The sequence below is a fragment of the Curvibacter sp. T50 genome (assembly GCF_057219955.1).
On the sequence record NZ_JBXVVU010000001.1, the window covers coordinates 1,705,010 to 1,726,401 of the forward strand.

Annotated in this window: 22 protein-coding genes; 6 read left to right on the forward strand and 16 right to left on the reverse strand. The window is 62.4% G+C overall.

The features are described from left to right. Positions 1 to 18: 18 nt before the first annotated feature. Positions 19 to 1,122, reverse strand: coding sequence for a response regulator (locus AC2EBU_RS08120; protein WP_484609850.1), 1,104 nt, complete (start codon positions 1,120 to 1,122; stop codon positions 19 to 21). Positions 1,123 to 1,531: 409 nt separating this feature from the next. Here AC2EBU_RS08120 and AC2EBU_RS08125 point away from each other — a divergent pair, with 409 nt between their 5' ends. After that, positions 1,532 to 4,585, forward strand: coding sequence for a hybrid sensor histidine kinase/response regulator (locus tag AC2EBU_RS08125; protein WP_484609851.1), 3,054 nt, complete (start codon positions 1,532 to 1,534; stop codon positions 4,583 to 4,585). A gap of 89 nt (positions 4,586 to 4,674) precedes the next feature. Here the strand turns inward: AC2EBU_RS08125 and AC2EBU_RS08130 are convergent, their stop codons facing one another. After that, positions 4,675 to 5,139: a rhodanese-like domain-containing protein gene (locus AC2EBU_RS08130; RefSeq protein ID WP_484609852.1), complete on the reverse strand. Its 465-nt coding sequence runs from the start codon at positions 5,137 to 5,139 to the stop codon at positions 4,675 to 4,677. Positions 5,140 to 5,190: 51 nt separating this feature from the next. Here AC2EBU_RS08130 and AC2EBU_RS08135 point away from each other — a divergent pair, with 51 nt between their 5' ends. Continuing rightward, a complete protein-coding gene (locus AC2EBU_RS08135; protein WP_484609853.1) occupies positions 5,191 to 5,457 on the forward strand; it encodes a hypothetical protein in 267 nt (88 codons plus the stop codon). Positions 5,458 to 5,494: 37 nt separating this feature from the next. Here AC2EBU_RS08135 and AC2EBU_RS08140 read toward each other — a convergent pair whose 3' ends face one another. From AC2EBU_RS08140 to AC2EBU_RS08150, 3 genes are all read right to left on the reverse strand, one after another. Further along, on the reverse strand, positions 5,495 to 6,274 hold the full coding sequence (locus tag AC2EBU_RS08140) for a ParA family protein (protein WP_484609854.1): 780 nt from the start codon (positions 6,272 to 6,274) through the stop codon (positions 5,495 to 5,497). A gap of 128 nt (positions 6,275 to 6,402) precedes the next feature. Continuing rightward, a complete protein-coding gene (locus AC2EBU_RS08145) occupies positions 6,403 to 7,107 on the reverse strand; it encodes a Crp/Fnr family transcriptional regulator (RefSeq protein ID WP_484609855.1) in 705 nt (234 codons plus the stop codon). Between the two features lie 150 nt (positions 7,108 to 7,257). After that, the gene (locus tag AC2EBU_RS08150) at positions 7,258 to 7,791 is read right to left on the reverse strand and encodes a thioredoxin fold domain-containing protein (RefSeq protein WP_484609856.1); all 534 of its coding nucleotides are present in this window, start codon (positions 7,789 to 7,791) and stop codon (positions 7,258 to 7,260) included. 216 nt (positions 7,792 to 8,007) lie between these two features. On the opposite strand from AC2EBU_RS08150, the gene AC2EBU_RS08155 reads away from it, so the two are divergent. Beyond that, entirely contained in the window at positions 8,008 to 8,664 is a 657-nt protein-coding gene (locus AC2EBU_RS08155) for a c-type cytochrome (protein WP_484609857.1), read from the forward strand. Continuing rightward, positions 8,661 to 9,284 (forward strand): rhodanese-like domain-containing protein, encoded by a 624-nt coding sequence (locus AC2EBU_RS08160; protein ID WP_484609858.1) that lies wholly within the window; start codon positions 8,661 to 8,663, stop codon positions 9,282 to 9,284. The genes AC2EBU_RS08155 and AC2EBU_RS08160 overlap by 4 nt, the downstream gene beginning before the upstream one ends. A gap of 67 nt (positions 9,285 to 9,351) precedes the next feature. Here AC2EBU_RS08160 and AC2EBU_RS08165 read toward each other — a convergent pair whose 3' ends face one another. From AC2EBU_RS08165 to AC2EBU_RS08185, 5 genes are all read right to left on the reverse strand, one after another. Further along, complete coding sequence (locus AC2EBU_RS08165) at positions 9,352 to 9,963, reverse strand: c-type cytochrome (RefSeq protein WP_484609859.1); 612 nt, start codon at positions 9,961 to 9,963, stop codon at positions 9,352 to 9,354. A 92-nt stretch (positions 9,964 to 10,055) separates the two neighbouring features. After that, the gene (locus AC2EBU_RS08170) at positions 10,056 to 11,339 is read right to left on the reverse strand and encodes an FCSD flavin-binding domain-containing protein (protein ID WP_484609860.1); all 1,284 of its coding nucleotides are present in this window, start codon (positions 11,337 to 11,339) and stop codon (positions 10,056 to 10,058) included. A gap of 15 nt (positions 11,340 to 11,354) precedes the next feature. Beyond that, positions 11,355 to 11,666, reverse strand: coding sequence for a c-type cytochrome (locus AC2EBU_RS08175; RefSeq protein WP_484609861.1), 312 nt, complete (start codon positions 11,664 to 11,666; stop codon positions 11,355 to 11,357). Positions 11,667 to 11,809: 143 nt separating this feature from the next. Continuing rightward, positions 11,810 to 12,169 carry an ArsR/SmtB family transcription factor gene (locus AC2EBU_RS08180; RefSeq protein WP_484609862.1) on the reverse strand — a complete coding sequence of 120 codons (360 nt, stop codon included), beginning with the start codon at positions 12,167 to 12,169 and terminating at the stop codon, positions 11,810 to 11,812. A 106-nt stretch (positions 12,170 to 12,275) separates the two neighbouring features. After that, positions 12,276 to 13,892 (reverse strand): ABC transporter permease, encoded by a 1,617-nt coding sequence (locus AC2EBU_RS08185; protein ID WP_484609863.1) that lies wholly within the window; start codon positions 13,890 to 13,892, stop codon positions 12,276 to 12,278. 54 nt (positions 13,893 to 13,946) lie between these two features. On the opposite strand from AC2EBU_RS08185, the gene AC2EBU_RS08190 reads away from it, so the two are divergent. Next, positions 13,947 to 15,140 carry an ABC transporter ATP-binding protein gene (locus AC2EBU_RS08190; protein WP_484609864.1) on the forward strand — a complete coding sequence of 398 codons (1,194 nt, stop codon included), beginning with the start codon at positions 13,947 to 13,949 and terminating at the stop codon, positions 15,138 to 15,140. 177 nt (positions 15,141 to 15,317) lie between these two features. Here AC2EBU_RS08190 and AC2EBU_RS08195 read toward each other — a convergent pair whose 3' ends face one another. Genes AC2EBU_RS08195 through AC2EBU_RS08220 form a run of 6 tightly spaced genes read right to left on the reverse strand, consistent with a single transcriptional unit; the run spans position 15,318 to position 19,879 of the window. Further along, a complete protein-coding gene (locus AC2EBU_RS08195; protein WP_484609865.1) occupies positions 15,318 to 16,064 on the reverse strand; it encodes a lysophospholipid acyltransferase family protein in 747 nt (248 codons plus the stop codon). A gap of 36 nt (positions 16,065 to 16,100) precedes the next feature. After that, positions 16,101 to 17,396 (reverse strand): dihydroorotase, encoded by a 1,296-nt coding sequence (locus AC2EBU_RS08200; RefSeq protein ID WP_484609866.1) that lies wholly within the window; start codon positions 17,394 to 17,396, stop codon positions 16,101 to 16,103. 11 nt (positions 17,397 to 17,407) lie between these two features. Beyond that, positions 17,408 to 18,370 carry an aspartate carbamoyltransferase catalytic subunit gene (locus tag AC2EBU_RS08205; protein ID WP_484609867.1) on the reverse strand — a complete coding sequence of 321 codons (963 nt, stop codon included), beginning with the start codon at positions 18,368 to 18,370 and terminating at the stop codon, positions 17,408 to 17,410. Between the two features lie 2 nt (positions 18,371 to 18,372). After that, positions 18,373 to 18,870 (reverse strand): bifunctional pyr operon transcriptional regulator/uracil phosphoribosyltransferase PyrR, encoded by a 498-nt coding sequence (pyrR, locus tag AC2EBU_RS08210; protein ID WP_484609868.1) that lies wholly within the window; start codon positions 18,868 to 18,870, stop codon positions 18,373 to 18,375. Continuing rightward, positions 18,867 to 19,283: a Holliday junction resolvase RuvX gene (gene ruvX / locus AC2EBU_RS08215; protein ID WP_484609869.1), complete on the reverse strand. Its 417-nt coding sequence runs from the start codon at positions 19,281 to 19,283 to the stop codon at positions 18,867 to 18,869. The genes pyrR and ruvX overlap by 4 nt, the downstream gene beginning before the upstream one ends. Beyond that, positions 19,280 to 19,879 (reverse strand): YqgE/AlgH family protein, encoded by a 600-nt coding sequence (locus tag AC2EBU_RS08220; RefSeq protein WP_484609870.1) that lies wholly within the window; start codon positions 19,877 to 19,879, stop codon positions 19,280 to 19,282. Before AC2EBU_RS08220 ends, ruvX begins: the two co-directional genes overlap by 4 nt. Positions 19,880 to 19,900: 21 nt before the next feature. Here AC2EBU_RS08220 and AC2EBU_RS08225 point away from each other — a divergent pair, with 21 nt between their 5' ends. Next, positions 19,901 to 21,367 carry a cryptochrome/photolyase family protein gene (locus AC2EBU_RS08225; RefSeq protein WP_484609871.1) on the forward strand — a complete coding sequence of 489 codons (1,467 nt, stop codon included), beginning with the start codon at positions 19,901 to 19,903 and terminating at the stop codon, positions 21,365 to 21,367. Positions 21,368 to 21,392 lie beyond the last annotated feature (25 nt).

Sequence of the window (21,392 nt, forward strand, 5' to 3'; positions counted from 1 at the left end):
GGCCAGGGTCGGACAAGCCTATTGCGCCAGGCCCAGGAACTCAACCATGTCCAGCCCCAAGGGACGATCGGGCATCGTCACGAGCGCGCGTCGCCCGGTACGGACACTCCCACGCAGGAGCACATTGGTCTGGGTGGTAGCTGCGATCGCCCAGTCGGGCGCGTTCGGGTTGCTGAAGAACTTCAGGACCGTGCTTACCGGCTCGCCGACCGGGGTCGACTGGGTCGCCATGGCGAAAAGTCCATCCAGCGGCGTGAACATCACTGGCCCGGTGTGCATGACCACGTTCAAACGAAACGGGGGAAGCCCCCGATCAGCGAACTTCTGCTGAATGAAGGAATCAATTCGCCGGCAGCCGTCTTGCAGGCCCAGCGCAGCCTTTGCCGCCCGCAGCGCATGGTTGACCGAATGGGTGTCTGCCGAGTTGACAAAAACGCACAACATGCCGTCACCGACGAACTGCATGTGCCGTGCCCCGAACAGATGAACCGTGTCGCCGACGCTGGAGTAGAACTTGGTCACCAGATCACCCAGTTCATGGGGCGCGAGCCGCTGCGTCCACTTTGCATAATCACGCATGTCCGCGAACAGTGCGGTCGCGCTCGGATGTCGCTCATGGGCATCGGTCTGCCCCGCCTCCGGCCACTGCATCGACAGCTCTTTGGCCATGCGCTTTTCGTAAAGCTGCGTAATCTTTTCCTGCTGTACCGCTAGCGCCTTGTCGACCGCCTGAGCCCGCACCGCCTCGACCCGCCCCCGCTTGTTCAACTGGGCAACGGCCGCCTCTCTCAGCTCCTGCGCCTTGAATGGCTTGGTGAGGTAGTCGTCCGCACCAGCTGTCATGCCGTGGCGCATGTTGGCTCGATCCTGCAAGGACGTGAGCAGAATGATGGGGGTGGTGGCCGTCGCCTCGGAGGCGCGAACGGCCTCCAGGACGCCGAATCCGTCCATCACCGGCATACGAACATCACTGATGATCAGATCAGGAAGGTATTCGCGGATCAGTGCGAGGCCCTGGGCACCGTCTTCGGCCACCACGACCTGGTAACCCTCCTTGCGCATCACGGCGGAAACCAGCACGCGCGTGCTGGCATCGTCTTCGATCACCACAACCAACGGCATCACATTACTCCAACAACCGGCAGCACTTTCCTGTTCGCGTCCTCACGGTTCCGGGTCACTCCTGGGACACCAAGTGACTGTCCGAACTGAACTCGTGGCCGAAGAGCCCGTATTGTGACCAGTGAAGCGCGCCCTTTGCGACAAATTGGCGAGTGAATTACCCCGGCTTTCCCCAAGGCCAACCCCTGACCGGCGGGCTGGTCAGACAGGAAGTACTCCATTGGTACGCGTTTTTGTGTCACTGGCAACCGAGTTTCCGCCGACGTACTCGAAGCGTTCGCTCGCAGTGGCAACCGCCCCACACGCCGCTAGAGTTTCCGGTGCGATTCCTCCATACTGCGACATCCCCGGTTGAAGTTCCGATACGTCCCACGAGACTCCTCCCCGCCCGCCTCGTGCCGATCCGCACATGAAACAGTTCTCGATTCGCAGCCTGCTCGGCCTCAGTTTGCTGCTTCTTGTTCTGCTTCCGGCCATCGGTCTGGGGTATCTGCTGATCCAGCGTGATCTGGCCTCGGTTGACGAATTGGCCTCGCGGACCCTCAGGGAGGCGGCCTTGCGCGGGCAAACAGCCGTTCAGGCCCATCTGCGCCACGCAACCCGCGCTCTTGACGGGATGGCGCCGGAAGGCGCGACAAGCCCGCAGAGGACCCGCACATCGGAATGGGTGAGTGATCCCGCCCTTTTTGCGCCGATGGCCATCGCGCTGGCCCGTTCTTCGCCGGACCTGCGTTTCATCTACTTCACCGGTGCCGACGGTCGTACACATGGCGTCGAGAACGCGGCCGATGGGCTACGTTTCGGCGGGCGCGGAGCTCTGGACAACGGGGCCCGCGTTTTTTCGTCGAGCACGGCCAAGTCGCCGCTCAGGCTTGCCGAAACGGCTGGCCAGAGCGCGGCACCGGGCAACCGCCCCTGGACCGACGCCGCATTGCAGGCCAAGGCCCGGGTGTTTTCACCGGTCACGCTGTCGACAATCAACAAACAGCTGTTGCTCACGGTTTCTCAGCCGGTCTATGACGGTGAAGGCGCAGCTGCCGGTGTGCTGGGGGTCGATCTGCGCCTTGAGGCCTTGTCCAGCCTGTTGCGCACCCAACCGGTCTCACCCAATGGCGTGGCGTATGTAGTGGATGAAAACGGCTTTCTGCTGGCCAGCAGCACCGATACGCTGACAACGCACCTCAAGGACGGGCAGCCGGCCTTGCGCACGCCGCACAGCAGTTCCAACGGACTTGTGCGGGCCAGCTATGCAGCGGTGGAACAGCAATGGGCGGCGGCGCCCGGTCTTCGCGAGAATCCTGCCGACCACAGTGTTCGCCTGGCGAACGGGGATGAACCCCTCTTCAGCCGTGTTGCCCGCGTCGGTAGCGCCGATGGCCTGCAATGGAGACTGGTGGTGGCGGCCCCTGAGGGCGACTTTCGCGTCATGAGCCAATCGGGGTTGATCGCGTTGCTGATGGGCATCGGCGCGCTGATGCTCGCCGGTGGGCTGATTGGCGTCTACAGCGCAAACCACATGGCCAACTACCTGCTTTATCTGAGGCGTGGGGTGGAAAGTCTGCATGATGGATTCGCGCTGGATCGGGTTCCACCGACGCCTGTACAAGAGCTGGCCGCTTTGACGCAGGCCATGGTTGATTGCAACCTGCAGCGACAGGACCGGAACTTCGACTCGCTTGCCGGCCCGGTCACGTATCCCCCCTCCATGCCCCTGCTGCCCGACGGGCAGGTGCAAGCGCTGCAAGACGAACTGTTCGCGCGAACGACCGAACTGGCGGCGGCTCGCGACCTCGCGATGAGCGCAACACGCAGCAAATCGGCTTTTCTTGCCGTCATCAGTCACGAGCTGCGCACACCGTTGAACGGGGTGGTCGGCATGGGCTCACTTCTGGCCCACACGACCCTCAACGAAGAGCAGCGCAACTACCTGCGGATTCTGAGCCTGTCCAGCCAGCAGTTGCAATCGGTATTTGACGAAATCCTGGAGTTCTCCCGGACCCATTCCGGCGAATTGTTCCTGCGGACGGAGCCCCTGAACGTGCGCGATGTGGTCGTGCAAGCCTGCGAATCCGCCGTCGAACCCGCGCAGGCCAAGGGCCTGCAATTGCTGGTGGACGTACCGGGCGAGGTTTTCCGCCCTGGCCGAGGCCGCGTGCCCTGGGTTACCCAGGGCGACCCCACCCGACTGGCCCAGGTTGTGAGTCACCTGTTGCTGAACGCCGTCAAGTTCACCGAAGCCGGAAGCATTTCCGTCAAGGTACGACCATTCGTCCAAGCGAATCCCGCAGCGCTGCCGATGCTTGAAGTTCGGGTCCAGGACACCGGCCAGGGGATTGCGTCCGACCAGTTGGGCAACATTTTTCTGCCGTTCACCCAGCTGGACTCTTCCACCAGCCGCAAGCACTCCGGCACCGGCCTGGGTCTGGCGACCTGCAAACGCCTGGTGGAGTTGATGGGCGGCGAGATCAATGTCGAAAGCAAGCCCGGCAAAGGTTCCCTGTTCTGGTTTACTGCTCTGGCTCCGTGGGCCGACACCGATGCGGTAGCCGAGGACGCCCCGGAGGTCGAAATGCTGACCCGGCCGGTTGCAACCGATCAGGAAACGAGTACACCGGCCGTTTTGGTTGTCGATGACAACCCGATCAATCTGGAAGTTGCCTGCGCGATGCTGCTGAAGCTAGGGTACAAAGTCCTCAAGGCAAAGGGCGGGCAGGAAGCCATCGACAGCGTTGCCGCAGCACTGGAACGGGGCGAGTGGCTGGGCGCCGTGTTGATGGACGTGCACATGCCCGAGGTCGACGGCATCGAGGCGACCCGGGCCATTGTCTCGGCCCATGGCAAGTTCGCGCCGCCGATCATCGCCCTGACGGCGGGTGATTCGCGCGAAGACATGCAACGATGCATGGATGCCGGGATGGTCGAATACCTGACCAAACCGCTGCAACTGCGTGCACTGGTGAAGGCCCTCGACCACTGGGTCAAGGGCGAGACCACGCAGCCCAGGAACGGCGACGACGCGAACGAGGAAGCCCCGCCATCGCGGTCAACGGATGCCGACATGGCTGCCGAAGCGCCGACACCGATGCGGTTCAGCGATACGGAAGCGGCCATGCCCATGGGTCTGGTGGATTTCGACCGGTTGAACGAGTTCCGGGAGTTTGACGATCCCGAACTGACGATGACCCGGGAAGTCATCGGCCTGCTCATTCATGAGGCACCTGTCCACCTGGCATCCATCGAGCAGGCAATCATGAACGGCGATGCCGAGCGGTTGAGCCTGGCCGCCCACTCCTTGCGCGGGACTGCCAGCAACGTAGGCGCCCTGACCTTGCAACACCTGTGCGGAGTGCTCGAACGGGCAACCGACGAAGCCAAGGCGGTCCCGGACGATGCAACCAGTTACCTGGTCGCCTTGCGCTTTGCCTGGCGCCGCACCCGACCGCTGCTCGAAAACTGGCACTGAACGGCAGGCAAGCGGCCTGCGGCACAGTCCCGGCGCAGAAGCCACGGTTTTTGATTCGCGCTGCGCGGCCCCTTGGAGTGAATGCCGATTCAGTGCCGCGCGGGAGTGTTCGTCCGCGCGGCTGCGTCGAAGCCCCCTTTGGCCTTCCATTCCTCCATTCCGCCCTGGAGGATGCGGACGTTCTCCCACCCGGCGACCCGTAGCGCAAAGCCCGCCTGCGCCGACAAGGATCCCGTGTTGCAGTAGACCAGTACCGACCGGTTCTTCGGAATCTCGTTTCGCCGGGCCAGCACCTGACGCCAGTCCATGTTGATCGCGCCAGGAATATGCCCTTTGGCAAACTGGCCGGCATCACGGGCGTCGATCACGAAGATGCGCGGCCACTCGTCTCGCGGAATCTGCTCAGGAAAAATCACGCCCCCGCCGTAGTCCACAAACTCCAGATAGCCGGCCATCTCGTCAATGGCAATGGCCTTGCTGTCGGCCCGGGCCAAAGGTGCGCAGAACATGCTGACCGCCAGCACCGCCAGGGAGAGCCGAGTTGTCAAATGCATGTTGCCTCCTGAAACACCGTTCTTTATATTGCCAGTCACTTATATTTTATCGTGACCACCGAATCCTTGCTCGAACCGTTGCGGCTGGCGCCGCTGCGCAGGCGAAACCCGCTGACCGCTTCGGGCTTTCGGTCGCACCCCCGCTCCAAGGTCCCGGCCGCCCGCGCAGCAGCCAGCCAACGACACCGGGGCCTGCAGGCGAGACAGCTCGAACGCCTGACAACACAGGCCAGCCCGCGCGCATCCACCGCCGAGGATTGGTGGGCCTTCCGCCTTGTACCCAGCGCGAAAAGGTCAATGATTGCTATCGAAACATGACTTCCGCTGCCCCCAAGGGGCCCGCGATCGTTCGCCCTCAGACCGCCCGGGCCGCCTCGACCGCCTTGTGCAGCGCCAGCAGCGCCTGGGTGAGTTTGTGTCCGGGGTCGAGGTAGACCATGGGGGTGGATTGCTCGTGCGATTCCCGCACCTTCACCGATGAGGGCAGGTAAGGCTGCAGCACCGGCAGGCCGTCGTCGATCAGGTCCTGCACCAGGCGGCGCGGCAGGTTGGCGCGAGGCTGGAACTGGTTGACCACAATGCCGTCCACCGACAAGTCCGGGTTGTGGTCGGCGCGGATTTCCTGCACGTTGTTCATCAGCGTGTACAGCGCCTGGCGGGAAAACTCGTCGCAGTCGAACGGAATCAGGCAGCCGCGCGCGGCGATCAGCGCCGAGCGGGTGTAGAAATTCAGCGCAGGCGGAGTGTCGATGTAGATGCGGTCATAGCGTTCAGACAGCTTCTGCAGCGCTTCGCGCAGCTTGTAGAGCTTGTGGCGCGATTCGAGTTTTCCCTGCAGTTCGTCCAGCGCCGGGCTGCTGGGCATGAGGTGCAGATTCTCGAACGGGGTTTCGACGATGTAGTCGGCCGGGTCGAGCGGACGCAGGCTGAAGCTCAACGTATGTTCAAACAGACCGGCCACGTTGGCATGGTCGCCCTGCGCGGCCTCGCCCAGCAGGTAGCTGCTGGAGTTGCCCTGCTGGTCCAGGTCAATCACCAGGGTGCTCAGGCCCTGGCTGGCGCTGATGGCGGCGAGGTTGCAGGTGATGGTCGACTTGCCCACCCCCCCTTTCTGGTTGAAGACGACGAGCGGCATGGCAGTTTTCCTTGGGTATCGATTGGAGGGTGCAGCAAAGGCCAAGCAGGGATTGTGCCGTTTCCGCCGCCCCGTCGGCCGCGACCGATGGCTGGCTACATACGGAGCAAGGCCTCGAACCGCTCCCATCAGGCGGCAAGCAGTTGTTCTGGCGCCAGAATGCGGTAGACCCTTCCCTGTTTGTCCAGCGGCTCGATCATCCCCTCCCGAACCAGGGCGCTGACCTCGCGGCTGACGGTTTCCAGCTTGAGGTCGAGCATGGCTCCCATGTCTTCGCGGGCAAAGAGGGTGGCGATGCCAGCATCGGCCGGACTGCGCATCTTGAGCACAAAGTGTGAGACCCGCTGCCGGGCCGTGCCGAAATTCAGATCGGCCAACCAGTCATCGGCCTCCTTGAGTGCGCGGTGCCACTTCTCCATCAGGCGCTTGTGCAGGCGCGGCGACTGCGCCGCCAGAGTCTGTATCACCGCCAGCGGGATGCGGCAGACGCTGATATCGGTGAGCGCGACTGCGTCGCTGTCGTAGTGCGCGGTGGCCAGGGCTTCCAGCCCCGCCACATCCCCGGGGCGCAGCACCCGCACGATACGCTGGCGCCCATCGGGTGTCACCCGCACCAACTTGATCAGTCCGGTGCGCAAAGTGAACACCCCCAGCGCGTTCGAGGCTTCGGTGAACAGCGCGCTACCGGCGCGGAGTTCCAGATCGTCGATGGGCGCGTGGATGAGGCCGAAATCCTGCTCGTTCAGGTCGGCAAACAGCACCATGTCACGAATGCCGCAGTTGCGGCAGTCGGACGTACCTTTCCAGGCCGATTCGGTCTTGATGGGGATCATGCAGCACTCCGGTAGGCGGCTGCCATTGTGTCATGGTCCCGATACTGCGGCTTGCTGCGGCCGAGATCTGGGAATACTACAATTTCAATAGCAAAAAGGTACCATTTTACGCTGGGTACAGTCGAAAAAAATGCAGAAACAGGTGCGCCATCAGGCTTTGAGCGTCCGGCGAGCCTGCTCAAGGCGCTGTTCAAGGTAAGCACCATAGAACTCGGCCAGGTAACCACCGACAAGGCGCTCCGCCAGTTCAACACCGTCACGCCCGAGGAACAACACGGTCGGCGCGATTCGCACCTTCCAGCCTCGCGCCAGCTCCTCGTGTGAGGCGCGGCCCCCTTTGGCATCGGTACTGGCGACGGCACTGCGCATGTCCACCTGTACCACGGGCAGGCCAATCTCGCGTCGCAGCGGCGCCAGATAGCTGTCACGCACCACGTTGCAGAAGGGGCAGCCGCTCAAACTGACCATGACCACCAGGGGCGAGCCCCCATCTACCGCGCGACGGATTTCAGCCGCCAGATTTGCGGAAGCCGGCAAACGCGCAGACAACGGCTCCGCCGCCCTCGCAGGGGGAACACCCACGATCGGCACCACCGGACAAAGCGCGCCTGCCATCAGAAGGCGGCGGCGCAATGGGCTGCCCGGCAACGATGTCGGTTGGAGAGGAATCGGCGTTGAGGACATGGCGATGCGGCGCGGCGAACGTGACCTGACAGTCGGCCTCTATATCAGTGAATGCGCAATTATCGGCGAACCCGTCCAGCGTGACAACTGGGCAGACCGCTCACGGACCTGAGTGAGCCATTCCCACCAGACCCGCTCATGCCGGGACGAACGTTGACTTCAATCAATACATTCTTTCATAAGGATTCATAAAGTGCTGCCATGGAGACTATGAGCATGGCACATCACCAAAACAGTAGACCGCAACGACTCGCCCGATGGGTGGCACTGGGGGTTCTCGTGGCCGCGGCAGGCTTGGCCCATGCACAGGGCAACAACGTCGCGTCGGTGATCGCCCGAAACCAGTGTGCGGTTTGCCATGGCGAACAGGGAGAGAGCACCAATGCGCAGTTTCCTCAGCTGGCCGGGCAGAACGCGCAGTACTTGCGCAAGCAGCTGGAGGATTTCCGCGCCGGCACGCGCAAATACGACGCGATGAATGCCATTGCCCGCGAGCTGACCGACGCGCAGATTCAGGCGCTTGGTGCGTACTACGAAGTCCAAAAACCGGCCCAGCATCCGTCGGACGACGCCTTGCTGGTCGGCGTGGGCCGTTACATCTACGAGCGGGGAAACATCTACACCAAAGTCCCCGCCTGCGTTTCCTGCCACAGCGCCAGTGGTCAGGGCAGCGCCCGATTGCCGCGACTCGCGGGACAGCATCCGCAGTATGTCGAGAACCAGTTGCGGCGCTTTCATGCGAAAGAGCGACGGAATGATTCCGGTGCCATGGCCTTCGTGACCGAAGGGCTCAGTGAGCTGGAACTGCGCGCAGTCGCAGCCTATGTCGGTGGCATGGGCGCTTCGGCAGCCAACCCGAGAGGCCGTCCATGAAATTCCCCGCACTCCCCTTGCTGCGCAGACGTCCCCGTCTGACCATGTTGGCTACATTGCTCGTGTTGTCGGCCGTCCCAGCCGCCTGGGCAATCGAGGCCGACAAGGTGCCCGAAGCCAAAAAAACCCCTCTGGGACTGTATCTGACGGCCAAAGAGGCGGCGGCCATGAAAGCCGAGGGTGGAGCGGCGGTGGCATTTGTCGACGTCCGCTCGCGCGCCGAAGCGACTTTCCTTGGCATGGCCACGGCGGCCGATGCGCTGATTCCGTACCAGGATTTCAGCGGTGACTCCGCCGGTTGGGATGAAAAGAACAGCACCTTCTCCATGGAAGGCAATCTGGATTTCGTCAAGCAGATGGAAGCGCTGTTGAAATCACGCCAATTGGGCAAGGACAGCCCGGTCATCGTGATGTGCCGCTCGGGCGCCCGTAGCGCGACCAGCGTGACGCTGTTGGCCAAGTACGGCTTCACCAAGGTGTACAACGTGGTGGACGGGTACGAAGGTGATGTTGCCCGCAGCGGTCCGCAGGCAGGTCAGCGGGTCGTCAACGGCTGGCGGGTCGAAGGCTTGCCGTGGTCCTACAAGCTCGATCCGAAGAAGGTCAAGCTCCTGGAATAACGCGCGACGACGCAAGCAGTCCAGACGGGAACCGATTCACCGGCACGTCTGTCATGCCGACGTCGGTTTACTTGCCACTCAGATATTCGGCCACGGCAGCCATCTCCAGCGGCGTCATCTTGCTGGCAATGGAGTGCATCACCGCGTTGTCGTTGGTCCGCTCGCGCTGGTTGAACAGCTTGAGCTGGCTTTCGGTGTAAGACGCAAACTGTCCGGCCAGCATGGGCAGACTGGCCGTGCCCTTGCCATCGGGACCATGGCAGCTTGCGCAGGCTGCGACGCCGCTGAACTTGTTACCACTGTGGTAAATGTAGCGACCCACTGCGGCGAGTGACGGGTCCTTGGGTGGTTCCGCCTGATGGGACTTTTTCTCGAAATATTTGCCCAACGCGATCATTTCGTCGGGTGTCAGTTTGGCCACCATGTCTGCCATGGCAGTGCTCTTGCGCTTGCCACTCTTGAAGTTTTCCAACTGCTTGGCCGTGTATTCGGCATGCTGGCCAGCCAGACGCGGAAAGACCTCGCTGGCCGATTCCCCCTCAGCACCGTGACAGACGAAGCAGACGCCAGAGACAATTTTCTTGGCCCGTGCCTCGTCGGCCTGGGCGAACACGGCGCTGGCGGCGAAAGCCGTCAAACCCGCAAGAATGCAGCGGGCCAGAAATTGGGGGGGAGTCAATGCCAACACGGTAGGGGCCATCCAAAATAGAGTCAACGGGACGAACAAAAAAATGGCCGCCGGCTTGTGACCGACGGCAATTTATCGGCGCATCAGGCGAGGACGTCGGCCCAGATGTTGCGCGCCCAAGCCATCGCGTAGCGGCCTTCCAGCTCGCTGGCGGCACTGGAGACACCACCCGAACCTGGCACGGTCAACATGGTTTTCTGGGCCGCGTCATACCGGTGCACGCTGGCGACGTGAACCACATCTTCTTCGGTGACGAAGCTGTAGCAGGTGTTGTTGTAGATGGGCAGCTGGGCCGGCTGTTTGCCCGTGAGCAGCGCCACCACGGCAGCCGCGCAGGTCTTGCCGTGCTGGTTGGCCATGTGGCCCGACTTGGGCATGGCCGGCGCGATCTGCAGGGCATCACCCAGCACATGCACGTTCTTGACAGCCTTGGATTCGAACGTAAGCCAGTCCACTTCGCACCAACGCTTGTTGGCGGTAGCCAGGCCGGTCTTGACAGCGATATCACCGGCACGCATGGCAGGAACAACGTTGGCCACGGCTGGCTTGAAGTCATCGTTGAACTCGAACTTCAGGGTGTTGGTGGCAGCATCGACATCGGTCACCGCGTGCTTCGGGCGGTATTCGATCATGCCGTCGTAGTGCTCTTTCCAGGCCTTGAGGAACAGCCCCTTCTTGGACTGGATGTCTTCGTTCGCATCAAAAATGATGACCTTGCTGCGTGGCTTGGCCTTCTTGAAGTAGCTGGCCACCATGCAGGCACGCTCGTACGGCCCCGGGGGGCACCGATAGGGTGCCAGGGGAATGGTCAACGCATAGACACCCCCGTTGGGCATGGCTTCGAGCTGTTTGCGCAGTGCAACCGTTTGCGGGCCGGCTTTCCAGGCATGAAGCACCCTGTCCTGCGCACCCGCCTTGGACATTCCGGGCAAGGTCTCCCACATGAAGTCGATGCCAGGCGACACAATCAGCCTGTCGTAGCCCAATTCCTGGCCAGAGGCGAGCTTGACCACGCGCTTGTCAGGGTCGATGGCTGCAGCCATGTCGCGCACCAGTTGCACACCGTGGCGCTTGACCAGATTGTCGTAAGGCGTGGTGACGTCGGCCATGGTCTTGTGACCACCCAGCACCAGGTTGGAGATCGGGCAGGAGACGAAGCTGGCGTTGGGCTCCACCAAAGTGACATTGACCGTGCCCTCGGACCACATACGGATGTATTTGGCAGCTGTGGCGCCACCGTAACCACCGCCGATGATCACCACACGGGGGCCGCCACTGCCACCGGTTGTGGCACATCCGGCGATCAGGGTCGATGCACCCAGAACTGAACCGGCACCCAGAGTCTGAACAAACTGACGACGTTTCATGGTAGTTCCTCCGGTTTACTTCTTCAGTGCCGCGAAATAGGCGGAAATCTGCTGGATTTGCTCGTCGCTGTAGCCTTTGGCCAGCTGGTGCATGACCGTCGCTGGCTTGCGGCCATTCTTGAAATCAAGCATCTTTTTGGCCAGGTCTTCCTGTTTCTGACCCGCCAGCGATTCCATGCCCGGCTGCGCCACGCCATTGGTACCGTGGCAGTTGGCGCAAGCGGCGGCCCAGTTACGCACCTGCAAGGCATCAGCCGCCTGGGCCGACGCATATGGCGCTGCAACCGCGAGCGCTGCAAGTACCAGTCCATGTCTCCAGCTTTTCATTGCATCTCCTATGTCAAAAGAACGATTCCAGTCCACAACCCGACCGCATCCAGCTTAATATGCCTGAATGGTTATATTCAGATTGACAATACTATCAGAGGCTTTCCCGCCTTGAAACCGGGGAAACCCCCAGCTACCGGGGTTCAGCGCGACGTGACGTCGTTTTCAATGGCAATCTGCGTGCACACCGCTCGGCACAGTGTCACCACCCGATCATTGATGATTCGATAGTAGATTTGCACGCCTTCACGACGCTTACCAAGCACTCCCGCCTGATACAGGGTGTTGAGATGCTGTGACATGTTGGGCTGGGTGGTGTTGATCTCGCTGAGCAACTCACCGACGTTCTTTTCACCGTTGCACAGGCTGCTGATGATTTTCAGCCGCATGGGCGCCGACATGACACGAAACACCTCGGCCGCGAGCTCGAAAACCTCATCGGTCTCGGCCAATGAGTCGTCGGAAGCGGAGCGCGCGGGTGGCGGCGAAATGGTTTTTCCCATGAGGTTCCCCTGCCTGGACGGTCGACCGCCCGGCGAGCGTTCAATTCGATAGTTGCGAATATACGCTTGTTATGGCCCCGAAATCCGGAAAGCGGCCACCGTCGATTCAGTGCGTTGCGCTGCGCAGGGTGCGACTGAGCAAAATGACCGGGATCAGGCCAACCAGTACCAGCGCCAGCGAAGGCAGGGCCGCCTCGCCCAGCCGCTCATCGCGCGCGAGCTGGAACGCCACGACCGCCAAGGTATCGGAATTGAACGGGCGCAGCACCATGGTCGCGGGCAGTTCCTTCATCACGTCGACAAAAACCAGCAGCGCCGCCGCAACGAGGGAGCGGCGCAGCAGCGGCACATGGACCCGTCCGAGCACCGCCGCGGCGCCCGAGCCAAGCATGCGGGCCGAGTCATCCAGACTGACCGGGATGCGGGCGTAGCCACTTTGTACCGACTGCAGGGCCACCGCACAAAAGCGCACGAGATAGGCCCAGACCAGACCCAGGGATGTCGCCGTGAGAAGCAAGCCGACGCCGGACTGGGGCGCCACCTGCTGCAGCCAGCCAACCGGCAGCAAAAGTCCCACCACAATGACAGCGCCGGGCACCGCATAACCCAGGCCCGCCAACCCGACGACCGCCCGCGTGAGTCGGTCGGGGCTGCGGCGCTGGCCAAACGCCAGCACCAGCGCCACGGCAACCGCCAGAACGGCGGTCAGCGCCGCCAGACGCACGCTGTTGAACGACCAGTCGACAAACCGATCCCAGGGCAACACCGACCAGTCGGCGGCCAGCGGGCGAACCATGAAGGCGACCGGCAGCACAAAACCGAACAGGATGGGCAGTGCGCACAGGACCCAGGCCACCGGCCAGCCGCGCCTGGACAGACGGACGGGCTGCGCATCAGCGGTGCCGCCGCGCCCGCCCCGACCGGTTGCAAACCGCATCTTCCGCTGCGCCCGTTGTTCCAGATGCAGCAAGATCACCACCACCACCAGCAGCCCCGTGGCCAACTGCGAGGCCGCGACGCGGTTGTCCATCGACAACCACGCCTTGTAGATGCCCGTCGTGAAGGTCTGGATGCCGAAATAGCTGGAGACGCCGTAGTCGGCCAGGGTCTCCATCAACGCGAGCGCCACCCCTGCCGCAAGGGCAGGCCGGGACATAGGCAACGCGACCTCCCGGATACGCCGCGACAGCGGAGCACCCAACAGCCGCGCGGCTTCCATCAGCTGCGCGGCGCGTTCGCTCAGGGCGGTTCGGGTGAGCAGATAGACATACGGATACAGCGACACGGTGAAGACCCATGCAGCGCCACCGATGCTGCGAATTTCGGGCAGCAGGCGGCCCTCCCAGCCGAATTGCGCACGCAAGCCCGTCTGCAGCGGGCCGCTGAACTGCAAAAAGTCGGTGTACGCATAGGCGACCACATAGGCCGGCATGGCCAGCGGCAACAGCAGCGCCCATTCGAATAAGCGCCGACCCGGGAAGTCGAACAAACTGACCGTTGCAGCCGTGGCCGCGCCCATCAGCGCCACGCCCAGGCCAACCCACAACGAAAGCTGAACCGTGGTCCAGACATAGTCGGGCAGAACGGTAGCGGCCATTCCTCGCAGGATGGCAAGTGTCTCGCCGTCCCATTGCAGCCAGGACAGCAACAAGGCCACCGCCGGCAGACACAGGAATGCCGCGATCAGCAGGAACAGGGCAGCGTGAAGCCGGCGCAGCGGCATGGGGAGGACCGGGGGATTGAATGAATGAGAATTGTAAGCATCTACAATCGAGTCATGTTTCTGCAGGTCTCCCAACTCGATGTGGTCTACCGCGGCCGGTCGCAACCGGCGGTGCAGCAGGTTTCGTTGGGCTTGCGCGCCGGGGATATCGGCGTGTTGATCGGGCCCTCGGGCTGCGGCAAGACAACCCTACTGCGTGCCGTTGCCGGATTGGAGTCCGTCTCCGGTGGCGAAATCCGCCTTGACGGCCAGGTAGTCAGCCGGGTGGGTCAGGTGCTACCACCGGAGAACCGGCGCATTGGCATGGTGTTTCAGGACTACGCCTTGTTTCCCCATCTGGATGTGGGCCAGAACGTGGCCTTCGGTTTGAACGCCCTGGCACGTGAACAGCGGGCCGCGCGGGTGGACGAGGTGTTGTCCCTGGTCGGCCTGGACGGTTCGGCGCGGCGCTTTCCGCACGAACTCTCGGGCGGTCAGCAACAGCGCGTGGCGCTGGCTCGGGCCCTCGCACCGCGGCCACGCCTGTTATTGCTGGATGAGCCGTTTTCGAACCTGGACGTTGATCTGCGCGAACGCCTGGCGCACGAGGTGCGCGGCATCCTCAAGCAGGCTCAGGCCACTGCCTTGTTCGTCACGCACGACCAGCTGGAAGCATTTGCCATCGGCGACACGATCGGCGTGATGCACCAAGGCACCCTGCAGCAATGGGACGACGCCTACACCCTCTACCACCGGCCCGCGACCCGGTTCGTGGCGGAATTCATCGGCCACGGCGTATTCATGCCGGCGACGATCCGGGAACGCGGCCACGACGTGGTCGTCCAGACTGCGCTGGGTGACCTGACCGACATGGCCGAGTGTCCACTGCCTTGCGCCTTTTCCGAGGGCCAGTGCGACCTGCTGTTACGGGCAGACGACATCCTGCATGACGACGATGCACCGGTAAAGGCGGAGATCCTTCGAAAGTCTTTTCGTGGTTCCGAGTTCCTGTACACCTTGCGGCTGGCCAGTGGCGAGACCGTTCTCGCCCATGTTCCCAGCCACCATGACCATCGGATCGGCGAGTGGATCGGCATCCGTGCACAGGTCGACCACGTGGTGACCTTCAACCGCGCCTGCCCCGCAGAACATGGTGACATGTGTGCGCTTCCCTGCACCGCGCCGTGCACCCGGGACTGCCATCATGCGCAATCCGCCCGCAGCGAACTGCCGCCCGGTGCCATTCCCATCGCGGCGGCAACGAACTGAACCTGCGGGTTCGCCACCCCGGCGGCTGCCAGCCGCAAAGACATTTGTGCTGCTGTCCGTGGAATGCGAAAACATGCTCCGACGGCAACACCATGGCGGCCCGAAAACGGCCTGGGCCGCATGATCATCAACTAAACAGCCCATAGCCAGCGTAAAAAGGTACTTTTTAGCTATGTTTTATATAGCGACATCCGTTCGCAATGCGTCGACACTTGCCCGGAGATCCGCAGCCCAGCTTCGGCGGTCGCGTCCATCGGCGGTCTGCGGCGTGCCATAGGTAACCGTGGCCACAATTTCGGGCGTGGTCAGTGTCCGCCAGACGGATCGCAGCAGGCTGTCGTCCCCGATGTAGCAGGGCGCCAGGCTGGTCCGGCCCGTGCGAGCATCAAGAAAGCGCAACGCAACCGGCTGTACCGGTGCCGGCGCCGAAATCGCCGCCTGGATCAGGTTGGCATGAAATGGCAACAGATGAAGTCCGTCGCTGGTGGTGCCCTCCGGAAAAACCGCCACGACTTCGCCCGCGCGCAGGGCATCAACCATGTGGTGTACCACCCGCATCGCGTCGCGGCGTGATTCGCGCTGCACGTACAGGGTCCCGGCCCCGGTGGCCAGCGCACCAACCACTGGCCAGTCCTTGACATCCGCTTTGGAGACAAAGCGGCAGTAACGCGCCGCGTGCATAACAACAATGTCCAGCCACGAGATATGGTTGGCCACGAGCAAGGCCGGCCCCGATGTGACCGGGTCGCCGCGTACCTCAATGCGGATGCGCCACAGGGCCAGCAACTGCTGGGACCAGATCTGAACATGCGCCTGCTGGTGGGCCGGGGACAGGCGGTGGAACCGGGTCTGAATGATCCACAAGCCCACCAGCAGGTGCCCCAACCCCCGCAACAGGCGCCAGACCGCCCCCATGGCCTTCATGCATGTCTCGATCGATCGCGCGGCATCAGCTTCGCATCAGGGCGCCTCATAGGCCACATGGCCACCTACCAGCGTGCATCGCACTACGCCTGGCAACTCCAAACCTTCAAACGGGGTGTGCTTGCCCTGGCTGCGCAGGCTGGCGGGCCCGACAGTCCAGTGCCGGCCGGGATCGAACAGGCACAGATCCGCCACACCGCCCACGGCCAGCCGCCCGACACTGGCCTGCAGGGTTCCAAGCGCCGGACCAAGAACCCGTGCCGGCTCACTCGTCACCCGCGCCAACGCAGCAGTCATATCGACGCCCTGCTCGGCAGCCCACTTGAGCGTGAGCGACAGCAACAACTCCAGCCCGGTGGCACCGGGCTCGGACTCGGCAAATGGCAAGGTCTTGGCGTCCGCATCGACCGGGGTATGGTCCGAAACCAGCACGTCGATCAACCCCTCGGCCAAGGCAGCACGCAGGGCGTCCCGGTCCCGGCTCTGCCGCAGTGGCGGACTCAGGCGCGCGCGGGTGTCGTAGTACCCCAGATCGGTATCGGTCAGGTGTAGTGAGTGAATGCCAACATCCGCCGTAACCGGCAAACCTTCCGACTTGGCTTTGCGTAACAGTTCAATGCCAGCGGCACTGCTCAGACGGCACAGGTGAACGCGGGCCCCCGTGGCTCGTACCAGTTCAAACACGACATGCAAGGCGATGGTTTCGGCAGCGACCGGAATACCCGCCAGGCCCATACGGGTAGCCAGCGGCCCACTGGCCGCAACGCCGCGCCCAAGATACAGCTCCTGAGGACGCAACCAGACGCCATACCCGAAACTGCTTGCGTACTGCAGTGCCCGCAGCAAAACCTGGGTGTTCGCAATCGGCACATCGGCCTGACCGAAGGCCACACAGCCCGACTCGCTGAGTTCGACCATTTCGGTCAGCACTTCGCCCTGCAGCGCACGGGTCAGCGCGCCCACCGGAAAGACCCGCGACTGATGAAGCTTTTCTGCGCGCATGCGCAGCATCTCGACCAGTCCGGGCTCGTCCAGCACCGGATCGGTATCCGGCGGACAGGCCAGTGCAGTCACCCCCCCGGCCACGGCTGCGGCCATCTCGCTTTCCAACATGCCTTCATGTTCATGACCGGGCTCGCGCAATCGCACCGCCAGGTCGACCAGGCCGGGCGCTACGACACAGCCGCGGGCATCAATCTCCCGGCTGGGAACAAAGCCATCGGGCGCTGCACCGATCGCCAGTACACGCCCTGCGGCGATGGCCACGTCCGCCTTCTGGTCGCGTCCGCTTGCCGGATCGACCACGCGGCCGCCTCGGATCAGTATCTTCATCGCTCTATTCCTCACGCTTCGTTGCCGGCCACAATCGACATCACGGCCATGCGGACCGCAATGCCGAAGGTCACCTGCGGCAAGATCACGCTCTGGCGGCCATCAACCACCGCCGAGTCGATTTCGACGCCACGATTGATCGGCCCCGGGTGCATGACGATGGCGTCGGGTTTGGCCCGCTGCAACCGCTCGGGCGTCAGACCGTAGCTCTTGAAATATTCCTGGCTCGACGGCAGCAAGGCACCACTCATCCGTTCGTTTTGCAGACGCAGCGCGATTACCACATCACAGTCGCGGATGCCCTCTTCCAGGCTGTGACACACCCGCACACCCATCTGGGCAAGATCGCCTGGCACCAGCGTTTTCGGCCCGACTACGCGCACTTCCGGCACCCCCAGAGTGGTCAGCGCGTGAACGTCCGAGCGCGCGACCCGGGAGTGCAAGACGTCACCGACGATCGCCACGGTCAGGTTGGTAAATTCTTTCTTGAAATGCCGGATGGTGTACATGTCCAGCAGACCCTGGGTGGGATGGGCATGTCGACCATCACCGGCGTTGATGACATGGACATGCGGTGCGACATGCCGGGCAATCAGGTACGGTGCACCGGACTCGCTATGCCGGACCACAAAGATGTCGGCCGCCATCGCACTGAGATTGGCGATCGTGTCCAGCAGCGACTCGCCCTTGCTGGCGGACGAGCGTGCGATATCGAGATTGATCACGTCCGCGCTCAGACGGGTGGCAGCGATCTCGAAGGTGGTTCGGGTTCGGGTGGAATTCTCGAAGAAAAGGTTGAACACGCTCTTGCCCCGCAACAGCGGCACCTTCTTGACTTCGCGATCACTGACGCTCACAAAGTTGGCGGCCGTATCGAGGATGTGGGTCAGGATGTCACGCGACAGACCTTCTGTGGACAAGAGGTGAATCAGCTCACCGTTGCGGTTGAGTTGGGGGTTGCGTTTATGCAGCATGGTCAACAGTCCTCGACCTTGAAACTGAATCGGTCGCCCTCTTCCCGAGCCAAGGCAAGCGACTGGGATGACGGCAAACTGACCCGGGCCGCGGCAAAGTCGGCCTGAATCGGTAACTCCCGCCCTCCGCGGTCCACAAGGACTGCCAGGCGGACGCGGGCCGGACGACCATAGTCAAACAACTCGTTCAGCACAGCGCGGATCGTGCGCCCCGTATAGAGCACATCGTCCAGGACCATGATGTCGGCCCCATTGACGTCAAACCCGAGTACCGTTTGACCACCCGCCGAAAGTCCCCGGCTCGCAAAGTCGTCCCGGTGCATGGCCGACGAGATCGCCCCCGCCGAGCCGGTCAATGACAAATCATGGTGCAGGCGATCAGCCAGCCACGCTCCGCCGGAGCGGATTCCCACCAGTCGGGTATCAGGGAGGCACAGGGCTCGTACACCACGCAGCAACTCGGCATACAGTGCCTCGGCATCGAGGGCCAACAGGCTCATGGCAGATTCCTCAGGAATTGTTCAAGAATGATGCAGGCGGCGCCGGCATCGTCGTCGGCCCCTCCCGCCATGCGGGCCTCGGTCGTGCTGTAGCGTTCATCCACTTCGAACACCGGAAGGCCAAACCGCCCAGCCAGCTGCCGCGCAAAGCGTTGCGCCCGCGCCGTGTTCTCGTTGGGTTGCCCATCCGGATATCGCGGCACACCAACCACCAGTGCGTCGGGCTGCCATTGACGTAGGCGTGCGGCCACCTGGACAAACCGCGCGTCGCCTTCTGCACGCACAGTGGCCTGTGGCGTGGCGGTTCTCAGGAGGCGGTTGCCCACGGCAACACCCGTTCTCTTGAGTCCGAAATCCAGAGCCAGGAAGGTGTGCAGGTGGGCAGGGACGTCCGCAACCACAACGTGGGTCATGCGTGCCCTGCTACGGGTGAGAGCATCCACGGTGCCAGACCAAGCAGGCCGAGCGCCCGATCGTAGCGCTCGGCAACCGGGGTCTCGAAAATGAGTGCCGGGTCGGCAGCAACCGTGAGCCAGCTGTTCTCGGCCAGCTCGGACTCCAGTTGGCCCTGTGCCCAAGACGAATAACCGAGCGACATCAGGACCCGTCGCGGGCCGGCACCGGAAGAAAACGCCTCCAGAACATCGCGGGATGTGGTCATCTCCAAGCCGCCTGGAATAGCCAACGAAGAGGCATAGATGCTGCCGGTTTCGTCTGTGTCGTCCGCAGCCACTCGCTCATGCAGAACAAATCCCCGCTCCGTCTGTACCGGACCGCCCACAAAAACCGGCTCGCTCACCAGGTCCGATCGTCGCAGGGGCAACTCCACCTTGTCGAAGAGTTCTGCCAGATTGATCGATCCGGGTTTGTTGATGATCAAACCCAAAGCACCCTGGTCATTGTGCTGGCACAGATACACCACACTCCTGCCGAATAGCTCATCCCGGAGGCCGGGCATCGCAATAAGGAAATGGTTGGTCAGATCGATCGGGGCAGAATCGGCGGCCATCCGACGATTTTAACGGCGCCCATGACAAAAACTTTCCATGACGGGCTGATGTGGTTTCGCCGCGATCTGCGGACTGATGACAACGCAGCGCTTTTTCACGCCCTCAAGGCTTGCCGACGGGTTTTCTGCGTCTTCGTGTTCGACCGGGAAATTCTGGATCCCTTGCCCCGCTCAGACCGCCGGGTTCATTTCATACGCGATTCGCTGGTTGAACTCGACCACCTGTTGCGCACTCTTGCCGGTAACGACGCAGCAGGACTGATTGTTCGCCACGCCGCAAGCCGCACCGAAATTCCTCGTCTGGCAAGTGAGCTGGGGGTTCAGGCGGTTTTCGCCAGCCATGATGACGAACCGCAGTCCCTGGCCCGGGATGCGCAGGTGCGCGGCGAGCTGGCGGCACGAGGCATCGCGCTGCACACGGTCAAAGACCATGTGGTGTTCGAACGGGATGAATTGCTGACACAAGCCGGCCGGCCCTACACGGTGTTCACGCCATACAAAAACGCCTGGATGGCCAAAGTGGACGACTTTTATCTCCGCCCCTATGCCGTCGAGCACCATTCGTCCGGGCTGGCATCAAGGCCGCCAGACCTGATTTCGCCCGTGCCTGTGCTGGCAGATATTGGTTTCAAAGAAACCAACCTGCACAACCTTCGGCTTCCCACCGGTGCAAGCGGAGGTCAAACCCTGTTTGCCGATTTCCTCGATCGGATCGATTCGTATCACGAAACCCGCGATTTCCCGGCCAACAAGGGCCCAAGTTATCTGAGCGTTCACCTGCGCTTCGGAACCGTTTCGATCCGTCGTTTGGCAGCGCACGCTCATCGACTGGCCCAAGACGGCAGCCAGGGCGCGGTCACGTGGTTGAGCGAGCTGATCTGGCGCGACTTCTATGCCCAGATCCTGTCGCATTTCCCGCATGTGGTCGGGCACAGCTTCAAGCGGGACTACGACCGAATCCATTGGGCACACGGAAAACACGCCCAACAGGACTTTCTGGCGTGGTGCGAAGGGCAAACTGGCTACCCGTTGGTTGATGCGGCCATGCATCAGCTCAATTCGACCGGCTACATGCACAACCGCTTGCGCATGGTGGTAGCGAGTTTTCTGGTCAAAGACTTGGGAATCGACTGGCGACAAGGAGAAGCATACTTCGCCGAAAAACTCAACGACTTCGATCTCGCTTCAAACAACGGTGGCTGGCAATGGGCCAGCTCGTCCGGATGCGACGCACAGCCATTTTTCCGCATATTCAATCCGGTCAGCCAGAGTCGAAAGTTCGATCCGCAGGGGAAATTCATCCGTCGCTATCTGCCACAACTGCATGCCTTGCCGGATGAGGCAATTCACGCGCCATGGGAAGCACCTACAGCAACATTGGCCCAAGCCAATGTCGTACTCGGGCAAGACTACCCTTTCCCCCGGGTCGCCCATGATGAGGCACGCCGTAAGACCTTAGAACGCTACGAGGTCGTCCGAAACGGCTGAAAACAACCGGAACGGGAGGTGACAG